Below are 17,659 nucleotides of genomic sequence, written 5' to 3'. Positions count from 1 at the left end.
TAAGATGAATGATAAGTTTTTTTTACGTTTAGTATGGATTGTTACAGCTGTGGTGCTGACTGTTGTTATCGCGTTAAAATTAGTTCCGCCACCGACCACTAAACCATCTTTCATTTATCTTTTGCCCCATATTATTGGTGGTATCAATGCTACCTGTTCTGTGTTACTGATCATCTCACTGATCTTTATCCGGAAAGGGAATATTAAAGCCCATAAAATCACGAATATCATCACCTTTATCCTATCTGCGATCTTTTTAATTTTTTACATCTTGTTTCATCTATATGAAAAGGACACGAAGTTTGGCGATATTGACCATAACGGCGTCTTATCTGTAGCAGAGCTTGCCGCAGTAGGGAGTACGAGGTATATCTATTTCTTCATTTTAGCTACACATATCATCCTGGCGGTGGTTGTTTTGCCTTTGATCCTGGTAAGCTTCTACAGGGGCTTAAACATGCAGGTAGCGCTTCATAAAAAGATTGTCCGCTGGTCTTATCCGGTTTGGCTATATGTAGCGGTTACCGGAGTGGTGGTTTACCTGATGATTTCTCCTTACTATAATTTCTAATTATAAGTTCTCCTTATTTTATTTAGGCTATTTTTTTTATTTCCGGGTAAAAACATTGTTGGAATAATGGGTTTAGTCCATTTAAGTTAATAATATTTTATTTTTTCATCAATAATTCCTTCTTAAACCATATTTTAGAGCTATTAACGTAATAATTTCGATTTTGTTCAAATTATTCTAATTGGTTAGGAGTGTGATGAGTGTCAGCAAATCGATAGATGTAATTTCAGGGAGTGATTTACTCTTACTTATTGAGGATAACAATAAGGATGCATTCACTGATTTTTATTCTCATAATTTCAGGAAATTAATTCTGGTTTCTGATAAGTATGTTCAGAGCATTCCTGCCGCCGAAGAAATCGTACAGGATGTTTTTCTGAAGATTTGGGAAGAAAAGGAATTGTTATCAGAAATCAAATCCATTAAAGCCTATCTGTATCGCAGTGTAGTAAACGCTTCTATTAATTTTATAAACCGTCAAAAAAATATAGAGAAGCATCATTTAAAGATCGCAGATAATATCACTCCCGATGATGCAGAGCGTCACGATGAAGAGAACGAGTTGATTGTACTGCTGTATAACGAAATTGAGCTGCTTCCGGAGAAATGCCAGCAGGTTTTTAAGCTCAGTAGAATGGAGGGCTTGAAATACCGGGACATTGCTTCACAACTGAGCATTTCTGAAAAAACGGTGGAAAATCACATGGGAAATGCGCTCAAGATTCTTAGAAGCCGTGTTTCTAAGGCTGCAGAAAATAGCCCGGTCAGGAAGAAATTTAAGTATTTCTACCTTCTTGCCATGTATTTATACTAAGGCAATCGCCCCTCACGGGATATTTAATAAATATTATTTTTTTATTCATATATGACTAGGGGTTTTTAGTCACCCATTTGTCTTATATACAAACCTAACCGAATTGCAAGACAAACTAACCTTTCAGGATATGATCCTGAAACACCTTAATGAACCAGAAAATGAGATTTTAGCGGTAGAGGTAAACCACTTGAGAACCTTGTCTGAGGAGAACGAAGTTTATTTTCAGCAGACTAAAAGAATATGGAACAGTGCTGCCGAAACAAAACGGTTGCAGGGTATTGATGTTAAAAAATCGGTGCGTAATTTCAGATCGCGCCTGGACGAGGCGGCTTATGTGGAACCTAAACGAATCTTCAGATGGAGCAGGGTTGCTGCTGCTGCAGTTTTAGTACTCACTGTTGGTTTCTGGATTTATAGCCAGAAGACTACCGTAAATTATATTGTTAAGACAACAAATTCTGAAATAGATTCTCTCTTGCTTACTGATGGTTCAAAAATTATCCTGGCAGCAAATAGTACCATTCGTTATCCCGAGAAATTTACTGATGAGCTTCGGCCATTGGATTTGTTGAAGGGGAAAGCTTTTTTCCTTATCGCCAGTGATCCAAAACGGCCCTTTGAGGTTGCTATTGGCCATTCCAGCGTTAAGGTTCTTGGTACGTCATTTAACATTAATTATTCTGCGACCAATATTAATCTTTCTGTGAAAACAGGAAAGGTCATGTTTAGCCCTAACCGAGCAAGTAAGCCTTCTATTTTAGGTGCTGGAGAAGCGGTCAACTATCGTTACACGGAGAATAAAATTGAGTTAAAAAAGGATGAGAATGCTTCAGCCTGGTTTACCAGGGAATTGCGTTTCGTCGATATGCCGCTCGATGAGGTTTGTAAACAGCTGAGCGAATATTACGGAGTGAACATCGTCCTTCATGACCGGAAGCTGACTGTGAAAAAATTTAATGCGAATTTTAAAAATACAAGTCTTGAAGAAGCCTTAACCGCGCTGAAGGAGACTTATTCTATAAAGATAAAACGACAAGATCAAAAGATCATTATTAAGAGCTTATAATCAACTTTAAAACCAATCAACAATTAATTTATGGAGAAAAACTACCAAAGAAAATTGCGGAGATTGAAGTATGGTCTCAGTGCCATATTATTTTTCACCTTCTGTTGTTTTTCATTAGCAAAGGCTGATGAATTGCAAAAAAGCGCAATTAAGACAGAAAGATTAGATATTTATCTAAAGACAATAGAGAATGCTTATCAGGTAAGTTTCGTGTACGATGCTGCTCAAATCAATAAGGAAATGTCTATTGACGTACCTGTTAAACTCATTTCTATCAGAACTGATCTTGAGCCTTTAAAACTAAGAGGAATAAACTACAATATAGTAGGGAAGCAAGTAATTTTAAAGAGAATCCCTGTAACTGTGGTTAACAGAGATGTAGTGATCAAAGGTGTTGTTAAATCGAAATCTACCAATGGTAAAATTGAATCACTTCCTGGTGCGAGTGTCCGTGAGAAAGGCCTTTCCAACGGTGTGTCTACAAATGGTGAAGGCGAATTTCAGATCAAGGTAAAAGACGGTGCTACACTTGTTTTTTCCGCGATCGGTTACAGGTCTCAGGAAGTAGCCGTTGCCGGAAAGACAGTCATTAATGTGACGCTTGACGAGGATATCAGCCAATTGAAAGAAGTAACGATTTCTACCGGTTATCAGGACCTGAACAAGAAATTATTTACAGGTGCGGCTACTAAATTAAAAGCCTCAGACGTAGAAAGAAGCGGTATTCAGGATGTCAGCCGCATGCTTGAGGGCCAGGTTGCCGGGGTATCAGTACAAAACGTCTCAGGTACATTCGGTGCGGCTCCAAAGATTCGTGTCCGTGGTGCGACCTCTATCAGTGGGGACAACAAGCCACTTTGGGTTGTAGATGGAATTATCCTGGAGGATATCGTAAATATCTCTAACGAGCAATTGTCAACAGGAGACCCTTCTACATTGATTGGGTCATCAGTTGCAGGATTAAATCCTGATGATATCGAAAGCTTTGAAATTTTGAGAGATGCATCTGCAACAGCGATGTACGGTGCGAGAGCGATGAATGGTGTTGTTGTTGTTTCCACTAAAAAAGGAAAGAATACTGAAGGTAAGCCAATAATATCTTACTCTGGTAACTTTACCACCTTCTTAAAGCCAAATTATGATCAGTTTGATATTATGAATTCAGCTGACCAGATGCAGGTTTATCTGGACATGGCGAACAAAGGGTGGCTAAATCATGCGGATGTTTCAAGACAGTCGAATGGCGGTGTTTTTCGTAAAATGTACGATCAGATGTATGTTTACGATCCGGCCACAGATTCTTTTAATCTTAGAAATGATCAGCCAAGCCGTTTGCAATTCCTGAATCGTTATGCAAATGCCAATACGGACTGGTTCGATGTACTATTCCGTAATTCTTTAATGCAGGATCATTCCTTCAGTGTAATGTCTGGTACTGCAAAGTCGAAAGTATACGCCTCTACCAGTTTCTTACATGACAGTGGCTGGACAGTCGGTGACGGAGTAAAGCGCTTTACAGGAACATTGAGAGGAACTTTTGATCTGTCTGACCGCCTTCAAATCGAATTGATGTCACAAGGCTCGATCAGAGATCAGCGTAGTCCCGGTACTGTAAACAGAGAAGATAATGCTGTTACAGGACAATTGCAGAGAGATTTTGATATCAATCCATTTAAATATGCTTTAAATACAAGTCGGGTGCTAACCCCATTTGATGAGAATGGGAACAGAGAATTCTTTACTCAGAACTTTGCTCCATTTAACATCTTACATGAGCTGGAAAATAATAGTATTAAGACCACTTTAGTTGATTTGAAAATCCAGGGTGGTTTAAAGTATAAAATTCTGGATGGCCTGAAGTATTCATTTGATGGTGCTTACCGTTATGTAAAATCAGACAGAGAGCATAGCATTACTGAATATTCAAATACTGCACGTGCCTATCGTGCATATGACAATCAGAACGTAATTGAAAACAATAGATTTTTATATTCTGACCCATCGAAACCGGGTTCTTTACCGATGATTGTATTACCAGAAGGTGGTTTCTATAATGTAACGAACAACAACCTGGTAAATTATTACATGCGTCATTCCGTTGAATACGATAAGGTTTTTAACGAAGATCATTTGTTTAATGCATTTGGATCTGCAGAGTTGAGATACATTGATAAACAAAACCGATTTAATAACGGTGTTGGTTATCAGTTTGACAGAGGTGGGGTTCCATTTTTAACTTCGGATTATTTCAAGCAGTCTGTAGAGGCCAACTCTTTCTATTATGGAATGGGATATGAATATGAGCGCTATTTGTCTTATATGACAAGATTGGCTTACTCTTACAAAGGTAAATACAGCATTAACGCAACTGGTCGTTATGATGGATCAAATCTTCTGGGCGCGAGTGCAGTTGCAAGATGGTTGCCTACCTGGAATGTCAGCGGCGCATGGAATATGCATGAAGAAGACTTTTTTAAACAACAGAATATCCTTAGCAGAGCCACCATCCGTGCAACTTATGGTTTAACGGCAAGTACTGCAAATGCAAGAAACTCTTCAATTATCCTGCGTAATCAGACTACAAGAAGGCAAGATAATTCAGATAAAGAATCTTCTATTTATATAGACGGTTTAGAGAACAGTGAGTTGACCTGGGAGAAACAGTATGAAACTAACATTGGTTTTGACCTGGGCTTCCTGAAAGAGAGACTATCTGTGTCAATCGATCTTTATAAACGTAATGGTTATGATTTGATTGGTCGTATTCCTACTGCCGGTATCGGTGGTGAGGGCTTCAAACTGGCGAATTACGCTGATATGAAATCAAAGGGTATTGAATTTACCCTGAATGCAAAGGTGATTAACAACGATAAGTTTAAATGGAGTACAAACCTGAATTTTGGCTTTCATAAAGGTGAGATTACCACATTGGAAAATACTCCGACAATTTTCAGTTTGATCAATGAGAACGGTGGACCAAGAGTAGGTTATCCACAACGAGCGCTTTTTTCCATTGTTTTTGATGGATTAGATCCTAAAGACGGAGTTCCAACTTTTATTGATGAGAATGGAAACAGGAAATCTAAGAGTGTATATTTCCAAAGCAACAATCTGGATAATCTTAAATATGAAGGACAGATTGACCCTAAAATTACAGGAGGATATTCCAACAGATTTAGCTATGGCAACTTCTCTTTAAGTGCATTGGTTACGTTTAGTGCGGGAAACAAGGTTCGTTTAAATCCTAGTTTCAACAAGGAGTATTCTGACCTTTCTGCGATGTCAAATGACTTCTTGCGTCGTTGGACTCAACCTGGTGATGAGCTTAAAACTGATGTGCCGGCTATTGCAGACAAATATGTTGCAAGTAATTTTGGTCAGGGAGTTTATCCTTATAATGCATATAATTATTCTTCTGCACGAGTTGCCGACGGAGGTTTTGCAAGGTTAAAACAAGTAATGTTGACTTATCAGTTACCTAAAGAATGGGTGAAACGTATTGGGGCAACCAATGCTTCACTTGGTGTTGTAGGTAATAACGTATGGCTTATTTATTCAGATAGTCGTTTGAACGGACAGGATCCTGAATTCTTCGGAGCCGGAGGTGTGGCTATGCCAATCCCACGTCAGTACTCGCTATCATTAAAACTCGGATTTTAAAATTTAGACCATGAAACTTAATAAGAATATATACATACTCGCCTTAGCCGGACTCAGTTTAACTGCGGCGGGCTGTAAAAAATATCTGGAGAAAACACCGGATTTACGTACACAATTAAATTCTACGGAGAAAGTCGCACAGTTACTTGTAACGGCTTATCCAAAAGCAGAGTATCTTTCATTCACGGAAAATGCTTCAGACAATTCAGAGGACAAAGGGCCTAGAACGGACTATCGTTCCAATTCTGCAAGTGATTCCTGGGAGGCTGCTTATTTTTGGAAGGATTTTGAAAATGGTGGAAATCAACCTGGTACTACCGATAATTACTGGAATGAATGTTACCTTGCCATTGCTTCTGCAAATAATGCATTGGAGTACATCGAAACAAAACCTAATGACCCTACTTTGATTCCTTACAAAGGGGAAGCGCTTGTAGCAAGGGCTTATGCTCATTTCATGCTGGTTAGTTTGTATGCTAAAACATATGAGATTGGTGGGGCGAATGGTTCACCTGGTGTTCCTTATGTAACCAAACCAGAAACAATTGTTTCCGGTAAATATGAGCGCGGTACAGTGGCCAGCACTTATGCACTGATTGAAAAAGATCTAACAGAAGGCATGCCTTTGATTAAAAATTCTGCCTATAAAGTACCTAAATATCATTTTACCCAAGCTGCAACGAATGCTTTCGCTGCACGTTTTTATTTATTCAAAGGAGATTATCCTAAGGTGATTCAGTATGCAGGAAGTGTATTTCCGAATCTGGATGTATTTAAAGCCAACCTTAGGCCATGGAATACGATTTACAGCAAACTTGTTCCTGCAGAATTTGTAAAAATGTTTACAGAGTCGACTCAGAATTCGAATCTTTTAATGGGAGAGGCGAACTCTGTATGGGGTAGGGCCAGCAACATCAGATATGGTCTGGGACTGACCATCATTAACGGCGAGGTGAACGGACCCAATATTACCGGTGGAAATTTTGCTTACCGTCAGTTTTATGTAGATCCATTTTATTCTCTTGGTAAATGGAAGGAATTGTTCTTTGAAAGCCAGATTGGTTCAGGATTCGGACAGCCTTATGTTATGGTGCCTTTATTTACTACAGATGAATTGCTGATGAATCGTGCTGAAGCTTATGCTTCAAGTAATCAGCCGGATTTGGCATTGGCGGATATTAATGCATTCCTGAGTACAAAAATCACAAATTATAATCCTGCTTTACATGGCGTGACCCTTGCGGATATTGTAGACTATTATCAGATTGATGATACTAAAGCTGGCTTAATAAAAACCATTCTGGACTTGAAGAAAGTCGAATTTGTGACTGAAGGCCTTCGCTGGTTTGATTTAAACAGACATAAATTAACGATCAGACATTTGATCAAAGATGTGAACAATAATAAGACTTATATAGAGCTAAAGGCAGACGATCCAAGACGGGTTTTCCAATTGCCAAAGCCTGTTGTAAAAGCTGGATTAGAACTTAACCCAAGATAATTATGAGAAAGATTTTTATGTATACATTGGTGTTGAGTACTGCTCTGGCATCATGTAAAAAGGAAAAGGCATTAAATGTTGATTTAACAAAGACAAACCCGGTTACTTACATACCGGGATCAGTAGATACGTGGTTGAATAATAATTATTTAAATCCTTATAATATAGAGGTATTATATCGTTTTGATCGTTTTCAGGCGCCTATCGATAAGGAACTGACACCGGTTAGAGAAGATCAGATTCAACCTGCATTAGAGGCTGTGCGGGACGTCTGGATAAAACCTTACATGGAAATTGCAGGGGCTGGGTTTTTCAAGCCATTGGTTCCTAAGCAAATAGCATTGGTAGGTAGTGCACAACACAATATGGATGGCACAATCACCTTGGGTACAGCTGAGGCAGGAAGAAGGGTGAATTTGTTTACCATCAATGATTATGACAAGAACAATGTCCCTGCAGTGGAATTGATGTTGCATACCATTCACCATGAATTTGTACACATTTTACATCAGACGATTCCGATTTCTCCTGATTATGAGAAAATATCACCTGAATATGTTGGTGCTTCCTGGGTTTCATTTGCCAATACTTTGGCTAATGCAAAGGCATTGGGATACATTACCAGATATGCCCGCAACAATAAAAACGAGGACTTTGCAGAAACTGTTGCTACTCTATTGGTTGAGGGACAGGAGTTTTTTGATGCTTTTGCAAACACGGCTCCTGCTGATGCTGAGGCCAAGTTGAGAAAGAAAGAGCAATACGTTGTGGATTATTACAAAATAAACTACGGTCTCGATTTTCGGGCATTACAGGCGAAAGTGAAAATTGCTAAAGAAGCGCTTACGGGAACATCAAGATCATTTGCGCTTAATCTGAGTGCAGGTGTGTACAAAGGATTCTCATTCAACAGAAATGCGGTAAGCGAACCGGCAGCATTTGTGACTGCTTTTGATGCTTCAAGAACAGCACTTTTCACGAGAACCGGAATTACACTTGGCTCGGCATTTAATTTGGATTTTGTGAATGTTAAGACTAACAGAGTCGATATGGTGTTGAAATTTACAGGAACATCCGCAACTTTTAACGGAGGATTCTGGTATAATATTACTGCAAATATATCCCCAGGTAATGGACTCGTTCAATTTGCGATTGCTCCGGCAGGAACGGGCCAGGAGTATGCAAATGGTACTGCCTTACAAGCACAATTTAAGCCAATATTGGACCATTTGACTGCGAGTACTTTGAAACTGGACTGGATAGAGGGAGTTATCCCTAACTCCAAAGGTGTATTGGGCGGATTTTCAGTTGCCGTAAACAATCAGTTTTGGTTTTATGGAACGCTAAAGAAATAATCATTAAATAATTAGAATCTAATGAAAAAGATATTTATAATAGGACTTTTTGCAGTGCTTGGAATCCAGGCCTGTAAAAAAGATGAGAAGCTTGTCGATGGAAAGCGACCGGAAGAACGCAATACTGAAAGTGTAGAGAAATATAAAAAAGAACTTTTAAGTAGCACTAATGGCTGGAAAGGTTATCTCTATACTGATGCAGTTGGTGGTGGTTACAATTTCTATCTGGATTTTAAAGCCAATGACCGTGTAACGATGAGGGCTGATTATGATACTGATTATTCAGCTGAGTCTTTTGAAAGTACGTATCAGGTTAAGCAGGTAATGACTCCCACGCTGATATTCGACACTTACTCTTATCTTCATTTGTTAACCGATCCTGATCCTAATAAATTCGGAGGTCTGGAAGGAGCAGGATATGGTTCCGATTTTGAATTTGAGATCAGAGAACAAAAAGGGGATACCCTTAAACTGGTTGGGAAAAAGAGAAATACCCCGCTTACTTTAATTAAAGCAAGTGCTGCGGATAAAGCCTTTTATACTTCAGCAGCTTTCTCTACAATGGTGGGTGACTTGACCAATTATTTGGTGACCAACCCTTTTCTTTACTTTCTGGATCCAAAAGACAACACAAAAAAGGTTCAGGTGACCGCAAATACTGATGTTTCTGTAAGGGCGATTACCCTTAATTCGCTAAAAGAAGGTGTCCTTTCTGGTGCTAAAGTGCCCCTTTCTTTTTCCACCTCAGGTTTATTGTTTCGTAAAGCACTGAGCTTTTCGGGGACTGATTATCAGTCATTAGACTTTAATCCGGAATTGCAGAAATTATTTGTGAATACATCGGCTGGTACTAAAATAGAAGTATTAAAGAGCAGTTCTGCCATTATTCCTTTACATGAACTAATTGGGAATTCTGTAAACTCTCTATATATTCCTGGTGCTACTCCTTTAGCAGGAGCAGGGCAAGCCTTCGTTACTGCCTACAATCAGGTGAAAGCGAACGCTGCTACCAGCTTTAGTTCCACGATAAGCGACTTTGATTTTGCATTCAATACCGGAGCGAAAACCTTTGTCATTAGTTTTTATTTGATCCAGTCAGGAAACGTGTTTCAAGCGTTCTATACTTTTGATTATACCAAAACAGCAACGGGTGAATTTAAGTTCAGCGGATTGACCGCAAGTGGCGGCGCAGGTCCGGCATTATTGAATATGATGAAAACAGCGATGTTAAATAAATTCAGTAGTGATACTTTCAAACTGGATTATTATAATGATTTACCTAATAAAAGATTGTTAGGTAACCTGACCAGTATTCAAACGCCTGCATTTGGTGTTACAGGAATTCTTCAATAATAATAAGAGCAGAAGATTTAGATAACGCTCCCCCCCCTTTAATTGAGGCCGGCAGACTTAGGTTTTCCGGCCTTTTTTATGTAATATTTTTTACAATACCAAGTCGCTTATCTCTAATCTTCTTTCCTTATATTTGCTGGATGAAAAAGATAGCTTTTATCTTCCTTTTTATGGTGTTACTGGTTACTTCCAATATACCATCTGCCAGTGCGCAGTGCGCCATGTGTACCGTTAGTGCTGAGCAAAGTGTTAAAAATGGAAATACACAGGGAAAGGGGCTGAATACCGGGATTATCTACCTGTTGGCGATTCCTTATCTGTTAATTACGGGGATGGGGATTTTATGGTATGTAAAGTTTCGTAAGAAAAATACAGACCAGGTATTTAATATCTCGGAATAAGTTTCAATTCACCCTTCCTGCTTCTTCGCGGGTTTTTGACAGATATGCAAAAAACATCTAAGTTGTATGCACTTGTGCATGGGAAATGCCCGCAATGCCGCAGGGGCGATATTTTTACCGGAAGTCTCTATGGGTTTAACCTACAGCGAACAAATACGGTTTGTAGTCATTGTGCATTTCGCTTCGAGATTGAACCAGGTTATTTTTATGCAGCAATGTATGTCAGCTATGCGATGAATTGTGCAGAGATGATCTCTCTCGGTGTTGCCGCTTATATCTTATCGGGAGGTTGGCTGGAGTTTGAATCTTTTTGGTTATACATCACCGTAATCTTTTCGGGATGTTTAATTTTGGCTCCATTTAACTATCGCTATTCCCGTGTGATTTTATTACATTGGCTAACACCAAAAGTTAAGTATAACGCCTATTACGATAAGCCATGATTAAACCAGAAACACTCGCTTTTATAACCGATGTAGCTCAGAATAATACCCGCGAATGGTTTGCGGAAAATAAAGCCAGATACGAAGCTGCAAAGGATGATGTATTGGCATTTGTGGATCAGCTGATCCCTAAACTTGCCACAGTGGACCCCGAATTTTCTATAGATACACCCGCTAAAAAATGCTTGCTCCGCATTTACAGGGACGTGCGGTTCAGTAAGAACAAAGATCCTTATAAAAATAATTACGGAATTTCATTTAATGTGAAGGGAAAAGGAATTCCTGATCCAGGTTATTATCTTCATATCCAGCCCGGACAATGCTTTTTTGGCGCAGGGTTCTGGATGCCGGAAGCTCCGGTGCTTAAAAAGATCAGAGAAGAAATTGATTACAATACTTCTGAATTTCTGGACATCATAAATGCTAAAAGCTTCAAAAATACGTTTACACTGAGTCAGGATGACAAACTGAAAAATGCCCCTAAAGGATATGAAGTCGATCATCCTCAGATAGAACTTTTAAAATTGAAAAGCTTTATTGCCGTTTATCCTTTGAAAGATGAAGACTTTTTGAAACCGGGAATCGTTGATCAGTTGACAAATGCTTTTGAAAGTGTCTATCCCTTTATATTATTTTTGAGAAATGCCGTAGCGCAATAGTTATGATGAAAAAAACCGTTTTATTTTTATTTGCCGGATTGCTGGCAACCGCCTTTAGTGCCTGTGTAGTTTTGTCTCCAAAAAAGTATAAAGCTTTACTTGCTAAACAGGATTCGCTGAGTTCCGGCCTGGAGCAGGCACACCTGAAGGGAGAATACCTGGAAGGATTGATCGCGAGATTGAAAAAGGACACGACAGGTTTAAGTGCAACTTTAAACGACCTGAGAGGTAAGTATTCTGAAATGGATGGAAACTATGCCAAGTTAAAGGATAATAGCTCTACGGAGATTAGTAAGCTTTCTCAGGACCTTAAAAAGAGAGAGCAACGATTAAAAGAAGTCGAAGAGGTATTGCGTAAGCGGGATGAGGCTACCAACCAGTTAAAAGAAAAGCTACAGCAAGCCTTACTTGGTTTTACCAAGAGTGGTTTGACCGTAGAAATAAAAAACGGAAAAGTATATGTATCCCTTATGGATAAGCTGTTGTTTCCTTCCGGTAGTATCATTATTGACGAAAAAGGAAAGCTGGCACTTGCCCAGTTAGCGGGTGTTTTGAAGGAACAGCCTGAAATTAATATTGCGGTAGAAGGACATACCGATTCACAAAAGATTACCAACCTTGGACAGATTAAAGACAACTGGGACCTGAGTGTATTGCGGTCGACTTCAGTAGTTCGTTACCTGACAGAGGTGACCAAAGTAGAAGGTGTACGTATGACTGCAACAGGTAAGGGTGAATTTCAACCCCTGGCACCAAATACCGGTGCTGATGGCAGAAGCAAAAACAGAAGAATAGAAATTGTGCTTTCTCCTAAGCTGGATGAATTGTACAATTTGATCAAACAATAATTGACTATAATCATAAAAAAAGGCGTTCTGATATTTTTCAGAACGCCTTTTTTTTATGTTATATCCCTGATTAAAAAGGACTGTTGAAGTCTTTAAAAGCAGGAAGCACCTGATCTTTATCTGAAAGTATAAATTCATTTTCAGGAATAAATTTACTCCATTGAATGTTCAGGTCAGCATCGTTCCAGATCACCCCGATTTCTGAGTCTTTATCGTAGTAGTTGCTTACTTTATAGGTGAAAATGGTTTCATCTTCAAGGGTTAAAAAACCATGTACAAATCCTGGTGGAACCCAAAGCTGTCTGTGGTTTTCTCCGCTAAGTTCAATAGCGTAGTGATTGCCATAGGTTGGAGAACCTTTTCTGATGTCAACTACTACATCTATCACTTTTCCCTGGATTACTCTGACCAGTTTACCCTGATCAAAAGGAGCTTTCTGTGCATGTAGACCTCTTAAGGCTCCTTTCTGCGAAAAAGATTGATTGTCCTGCACAAAATTGACATCGATGCCTGCATCTGCCAGTGTTTTTGCATTGAAACTTTCGTAAAAATAGCCACGATTGTCTTTCCACACTTTTGGTTCTATGATCAGCAGACCTTCAATGGGTGTTTTTATTATATTCATATTAGGGATTAGATTACATATTCCATTAGCGTGCGAAAGGCAACCGCCTGATTTTCAAATTTCGCCGCTGCTTCAGCCTGGAAGGCTGGGGCATGATTTGCCTGATAATCCAGGTAATCGGCCATATTGTCTACTACATATTGGGCACAGTAAGTAACTCCTTCATTTGGAGAGTCCAGTACTTTAAGTAAACGATGAGAAACAAATTTCCCCGTAGACATTACTGCCGGAATATGGGACTCCTGCATCCACTGCAACCAACGGTCGGCAGTGGCATCTTCAATTATTGAAGTAACATTGTATAATAACATAGGGCAAAGATAGGAACTATGTACCAATAATATCTCCACGAAGTTTCCTAAAGCGCTTACGTGCTTCAGTGGTATACATGCTGCCGGGATAATCATTAATCAGCTTCTGATACAATACTTTTGCCTGCTCATTATCTTTTAGATTGTTCTCATAAAGTCCGGCAAGCGTAAATAAAGCATCGTCTGCCCATATGCTTGTATGTTGTTTCTCTGTCAGCTCTTTCAAAACAAGAATTGCCTGACTGATTTCATTATTTTTGATGAAGATCCTTGATTTAGCCATCAGGATATCATCCAGCAGACTATTGTTTGGAAAAGCAATAGGAATACTGTCCAGTTTTAACATTGCTTTTGCCGGAAGATTTCTGAATTGAAGCATTTCTGCATCGGCATACATTTTTAAGGCGCTGCTGTCTGTACTCGATTGAAGGTTGTCTGAAATCAGAAGGCTTAAGTTCAGGGCATCATTGGCAATGAGTTGTGAAGTTGAGGCCTTTAAAATATCTGCCTGTGATTTTGCATAAGTAAAATTTCCCTGGTAAAAGGAAAGTCTTGCCGACCGGTATCTGGCCTCATTTCCGATAGCCTGATTTTCAAATTGTTTGGCTACTTGTTCATAGAGCAGAATGGCTTCCCAGGGTTGTTGCGTTAAAATGTAAATGTCGCCCAGATCAAGTTTTAGCTGCCCGGTTTCCGCATTTGGAAGACCAGGGATTTTAAGCGCTTCTTCCAACCCTTTTTCTGCCTTTTCAAGATCATTTAGGTAGTAGGCCTGCAGGTTTACCCATTTTTTTAATGCGAAAACTGTTTGTGGCGTTTTGCCATATTCATCCAGGATGGATTGGTAAGCTGCTGCCAGTTCTGTAATGGCATTTTTCTCAAACTTACCGGCAATGACCAATTGGTATTTTGCATTGACGAGCTCCACCTTAGCCGGTAGATAATACTCATTTTCTTTTCCTTTTAATAACAAGTATTCATATGCTTTGATGGCCACCGGGTAAGCCTGATTGCTAAGGAAAGTATTGGCGGCCTGATATAGAATTGCGCCATCATCTTTAATCCGTTTGTCCTGTGCAATCAGTTGCCTCAATGCCATTTCATATTCCTGCTGTTGCAGGTATTGCCAGATTAATAATTTGGTATAGATTTCCGTTTGTGGTTCCTTTTGAATCTTTTTCAGCAATGCAGACTGTAAAAGCTGGTAATCGGAATTGTCTTCAAAGACGGTAGACAATACGCTTTCTGCCTGGGGAAGTAGCTGAGGCATTTCAGGAAGTGCGTTCAGGTATTCCTGAATCAGCATGTTTTTATCCTTTTTATAGCGGTAAATGCTCAGCAATTCAAAAGTGAAGGGCTTATTGTCGTTCATCAGCTTTCTTCCCTGTAAAAAGGTCGTAATGGCCAGGTCATAGGCCTGGAAATTGTAAAAATTATTGGCAAGCTCCCGTATTTTATACTCTTCTGCAGGGAGGTTATTAATGGCTTGAAGGTATTGCTTATTGGCTTCGTCTGTCTGTCCTTTTTCCTGATAAAAACGCCCAAGGGCAATACTATACGCCGGTTTCTTCGGGTTCTGTCTGATCAATTTTTTTACCAGCTTCTCTGCTTCGTCAAATTTCTTAATCTTTAACAACGAATTGAAATATAGCTCAAAGTACGTGTCGCTGTTTGTTTTATTAAAGAGTTTTTCCAATAATATAGAGGCTTCCTGAAACTGCCCCTGCTGATAATACTGATAAGCAAGCGCATCATCTACATTCTCCTGAGCAGAAGAATAAAAAGCAGAGAGGCAAAAAGAAACGATTAAAATTATTTTTTTCATCAGAATATAATTGTTTTTCAGCAGCTATGAAGCAATCTTAAGCATGGCCATTGTTTTTTACAGGCGTTATGCAGATGATGGTTTCATTGAGATAAAGTGTACAGGAACCTAAAATTAACGATTTATAGGTTAATTTATGTGTTAAGTGCACAAGATTAATACATGCCGGTATTTTAAATGTTACTCATTTATATTCTCATACCACAAAAAAGTAATTATATTCAACATCATACGCCGTACATAAAGGGGTATAAAAGTAACAATATTGGTGTATAGCCTTTTTAGAAAGGCAGGGTTGTGTAGCTTTGCAGGCCATTAAGTAATATGATTGTATATAAAAGATACTTTTTCCTGTTTTTAATTGCTCTTGCTTTTGCCTGTCAGCACAAGGAGGGAGAAGCACGTCTTATTCCTCTTGATGATTTTTTTAAATCGCAGGATAAAGTTACCTATCGCGTGTCTCCTGACGGATTGAATATCTCTTACCTTAAACTGGAAGATTCAGGTCTGAATCTATATATTGAGGATATCGCTACCGGAAAGGCCAGGAAAATTACTCACCTGAAAGACAAGAATGTTATTTTTTATTTCTGGGTGAGCAACAATGACCTGATCTATTATAAAGAGATTGATGCGGCAAAACGTCGTTCAGATATTTTTATCATCAACAAAGAGGGAGTAAATGAAAGGCAGTTGAGCAGGAATGAGCAAGGGAAAATGAGGGTTTTGGAGGATCAGTTGATTGATGATAAGTTCTTATTGGTCTCTTCCAATAAACGAGATTCCACTGTTTTTGATGTTTACCGGCTCAATGTAAGAAATGGAAGCATGGAAATGGCAGCTAAAAACCCCGGGAACATTACAGATTGGAAAACGGACTCAGAAGGAAAATTAAGACTGGCCGTGAGTACAGATGGTGGGACGACCACAATGTTATACCGGGCTCAGGAAGGACTTGTCTTCAAGCCCATCATGACCAATAATTTCATCACTACTTTTAAACCGGTTGCCTTTAAGCATGACTGTCCAAATATCATTTATGCCATTTCCAGTGTAAACAGAGATAAAAGCGCATTGGTCGAAGTGGATTGTAACACAGGGAAAGAGCTGAAAGTGCTTTTTGGAAATGATACCCTGAATATTACCGAAGCGCAATACTCGAGAAAGAAACAAAAGATGTCTTTCCTAACTTACGAAACCTGGAAGAAAGAGAAACATTACCTGGACGATTCTATAAAGATCATCTATGATGACCTGGATCGTCTGTTGCCTAAAACGGAGACTCAGATTCTTTCCCGTGATAAGGCTGAAAATGTATTTGTCATCAGGACCTTTACCGACAGGAATCCTGGTTCCTACTATCTTTATTTTGCCGACAAAAGAAAACTTCGGAAGTTAAGTGATTTTAATTCCGCAATCCGGGAAGGAGAAATGAGTGAAATGAAAGCGGTTAGCTTTCAATCGAAGGACGGAACTAAGATTAACGGTTATCTCACCCTCCCTTTACATGTCAAAGCAGTTCAGCTGCCGGTTGTTGTATTGCCGCACGACGGTCCTGTGAGCCGGGATTTATGGGGATATAACGCAGAAGTTCAATTTTTGGCCAACAGGGGATATGCTGTATTTCAGATCAATTATCGCGGCTCTTCAGGATATGGTAAGACGTTTATGTCTGCCGGATTTAAAGAATGGGGAGGAAAGATCCAGGGTGATATCAGCGATGGCGTGAACTGGCTCATTGGAAAGAAGATTGCAGATCCGAAGAGAATAGGAATCTATGGAACAGGCTTTGGCGGTAATGTTGCTTTAAACAGTTCGTATCTGAGCCCTGGAATTTATGCCTGTGCTGCCTCAAATTCTGGCGTAATTAATTTATTTGCCTATTTAAAATCTATTCCACCCTACCTTAAAACCAGCCTTCAGCTATATTACGGTATTGTCGGAAACCCGCTAACGGATGCGGACCTGATGCGAAAATCTTCTCCGTTATTCCAGACGGATAGAATCAATATCCCTGTATTCATTTGTCAGAATGTAAAGGATCAGAATACGAATGCCGGCGAATCCCTGCAATTTGTAAAAAGCCTTAAAAAGAGAAATGTGAACGTAACCTATCTGGAAAATGAAGGCATCGTATTCCCTGCTAAAAATCAGGAAAGCAGGCACCAGTTTTATACTGCCCTGGAACAATTTTTAGAGACTAATCTTAAAAACAGGTAAATTC

General features: G+C 39.3%; 15 protein-coding genes. 12 read left to right on the top strand and 3 right to left on the bottom strand.

Features of this window, described 5'->3' with window-relative positions; all coding sequences use genetic code 11:
* Nucleotides 1–4 precede the first annotated feature (4 nt).
* The 11 genes from DBR43_RS13710 (at nt 5) to DBR43_RS13660 (ending at nt 12,674) form a co-directional block, all read left to right on the top strand.
* Nucleotides 5–571: a DUF420 domain-containing protein gene (locus DBR43_RS13710; protein ID WP_124581697.1), complete on the top strand. Its 567-nt coding sequence runs from the start codon at nt 5–7 to the stop codon at nt 569–571.
* 196 nt (nt 572–767) lie between these two features.
* Nucleotides 768–1,385, top strand: a complete 618-nt coding sequence (locus tag DBR43_RS13705) for an RNA polymerase sigma-70 factor (RefSeq protein WP_124581695.1) — start codon at nt 768–770, stop codon at nt 1,383–1,385.
* A gap of 103 nt (nt 1,386–1,488) precedes the next feature.
* Complete coding sequence (locus tag DBR43_RS13700) at nt 1,489–2,454, top strand: FecR family protein (protein WP_124581693.1); 966 nt, start codon at nt 1,489–1,491, stop codon at nt 2,452–2,454.
* A 30-nt stretch (nt 2,455–2,484) separates the two neighbouring features.
* A complete protein-coding gene (locus DBR43_RS13695) occupies nt 2,485–6,114 on the top strand; it encodes a SusC/RagA family TonB-linked outer membrane protein (RefSeq protein ID WP_124581691.1) in 3,630 nt (1,209 codons plus the stop codon).
* Between the two features lie 10 nt (nt 6,115–6,124).
* Nucleotides 6,125–7,615, top strand: coding sequence for a RagB/SusD family nutrient uptake outer membrane protein (locus DBR43_RS13690; RefSeq protein WP_124581689.1), 1,491 nt, complete (start codon nt 6,125–6,127; stop codon nt 7,613–7,615).
* Nucleotides 7,616–7,617: 2 nt separating this feature from the next.
* Nucleotides 7,618–8,970, top strand: a complete 1,353-nt coding sequence (locus DBR43_RS13685) for a substrate import-associated zinc metallohydrolase lipoprotein (protein ID WP_124581687.1) — start codon at nt 7,618–7,620, stop codon at nt 8,968–8,970.
* A gap of 21 nt (nt 8,971–8,991) precedes the next feature.
* Nucleotides 8,992–10,323 carry a DUF4302 domain-containing protein gene (locus tag DBR43_RS13680; protein ID WP_124581685.1) on the top strand — a complete coding sequence of 444 codons (1,332 nt, stop codon included), beginning with the start codon at nt 8,992–8,994 and terminating at the stop codon, nt 10,321–10,323.
* 140 nt (nt 10,324–10,463) lie between these two features.
* Nucleotides 10,464–10,724 carry a hypothetical protein gene (locus DBR43_RS13675; protein WP_124581683.1) on the top strand — a complete coding sequence of 87 codons (261 nt, stop codon included), beginning with the start codon at nt 10,464–10,466 and terminating at the stop codon, nt 10,722–10,724.
* A 44-nt stretch (nt 10,725–10,768) separates the two neighbouring features.
* Entirely contained in the window at nt 10,769–11,167 is a 399-nt protein-coding gene (locus tag DBR43_RS13670; protein ID WP_124581682.1) for a DUF983 domain-containing protein, read from the top strand.
* Nucleotides 11,164–11,826 (top strand): DUF2461 domain-containing protein, encoded by a 663-nt coding sequence (locus tag DBR43_RS13665; RefSeq protein ID WP_124581680.1) that lies wholly within the window; start codon nt 11,164–11,166, stop codon nt 11,824–11,826. Before DBR43_RS13670 ends, DBR43_RS13665 begins: the two co-directional genes overlap by 4 nt.
* Before the next feature lie 5 nt (nt 11,827–11,831).
* Nucleotides 11,832–12,674 (top strand): flagellar motor protein MotB, encoded by an 843-nt coding sequence (locus DBR43_RS13660; RefSeq protein WP_124582092.1) that lies wholly within the window; start codon nt 11,832–11,834, stop codon nt 12,672–12,674.
* Between the two features lie 70 nt (nt 12,675–12,744).
* Here DBR43_RS13660 and rfbC read toward each other — a convergent pair whose 3' ends face one another.
* Genes rfbC through DBR43_RS13645 form a run of 3 tightly spaced genes read right to left on the bottom strand, consistent with a single transcriptional unit; the run spans nt 12,745 to nt 15,435 of the window.
* On the bottom strand, nt 12,745–13,299 hold the full coding sequence (gene rfbC / locus DBR43_RS13655; protein ID WP_124581678.1) for a dTDP-4-dehydrorhamnose 3,5-epimerase: 555 nt from the start codon (nt 13,297–13,299) through the stop codon (nt 12,745–12,747).
* 8 nt (nt 13,300–13,307) lie between these two features.
* Entirely contained in the window at nt 13,308–13,610 is a 303-nt protein-coding gene (locus DBR43_RS13650; protein ID WP_124581676.1) for a DUF4286 family protein, read from the bottom strand.
* Nucleotides 13,611–13,626: 16 nt separating this feature from the next.
* Nucleotides 13,627–15,435 carry a tetratricopeptide repeat protein gene (locus DBR43_RS13645; RefSeq protein WP_124581674.1) on the bottom strand — a complete coding sequence of 603 codons (1,809 nt, stop codon included), beginning with the start codon at nt 15,433–15,435 and terminating at the stop codon, nt 13,627–13,629.
* A 324-nt stretch (nt 15,436–15,759) separates the two neighbouring features.
* Here DBR43_RS13645 and DBR43_RS13640 point away from each other — a divergent pair, with 324 nt between their 5' ends.
* Nucleotides 15,760–17,655 carry a prolyl oligopeptidase family serine peptidase gene (locus DBR43_RS13640; protein WP_124581672.1) on the top strand — a complete coding sequence of 632 codons (1,896 nt, stop codon included), beginning with the start codon at nt 15,760–15,762 and terminating at the stop codon, nt 17,653–17,655.
* Nucleotides 17,656–17,659: the final 4 nt, after the last annotated feature.

This window comes from Pedobacter sp. KBW06 (genome assembly GCF_003852525.1).
In the GTDB taxonomy this organism is placed as follows: Bacteria; Bacteroidota; Bacteroidia; order Sphingobacteriales; family Sphingobacteriaceae; genus Pedobacter.
Note: the sequence above shows the minus strand (reverse complement) of the source record. Positions and strands in the feature narration are given on the sequence as shown.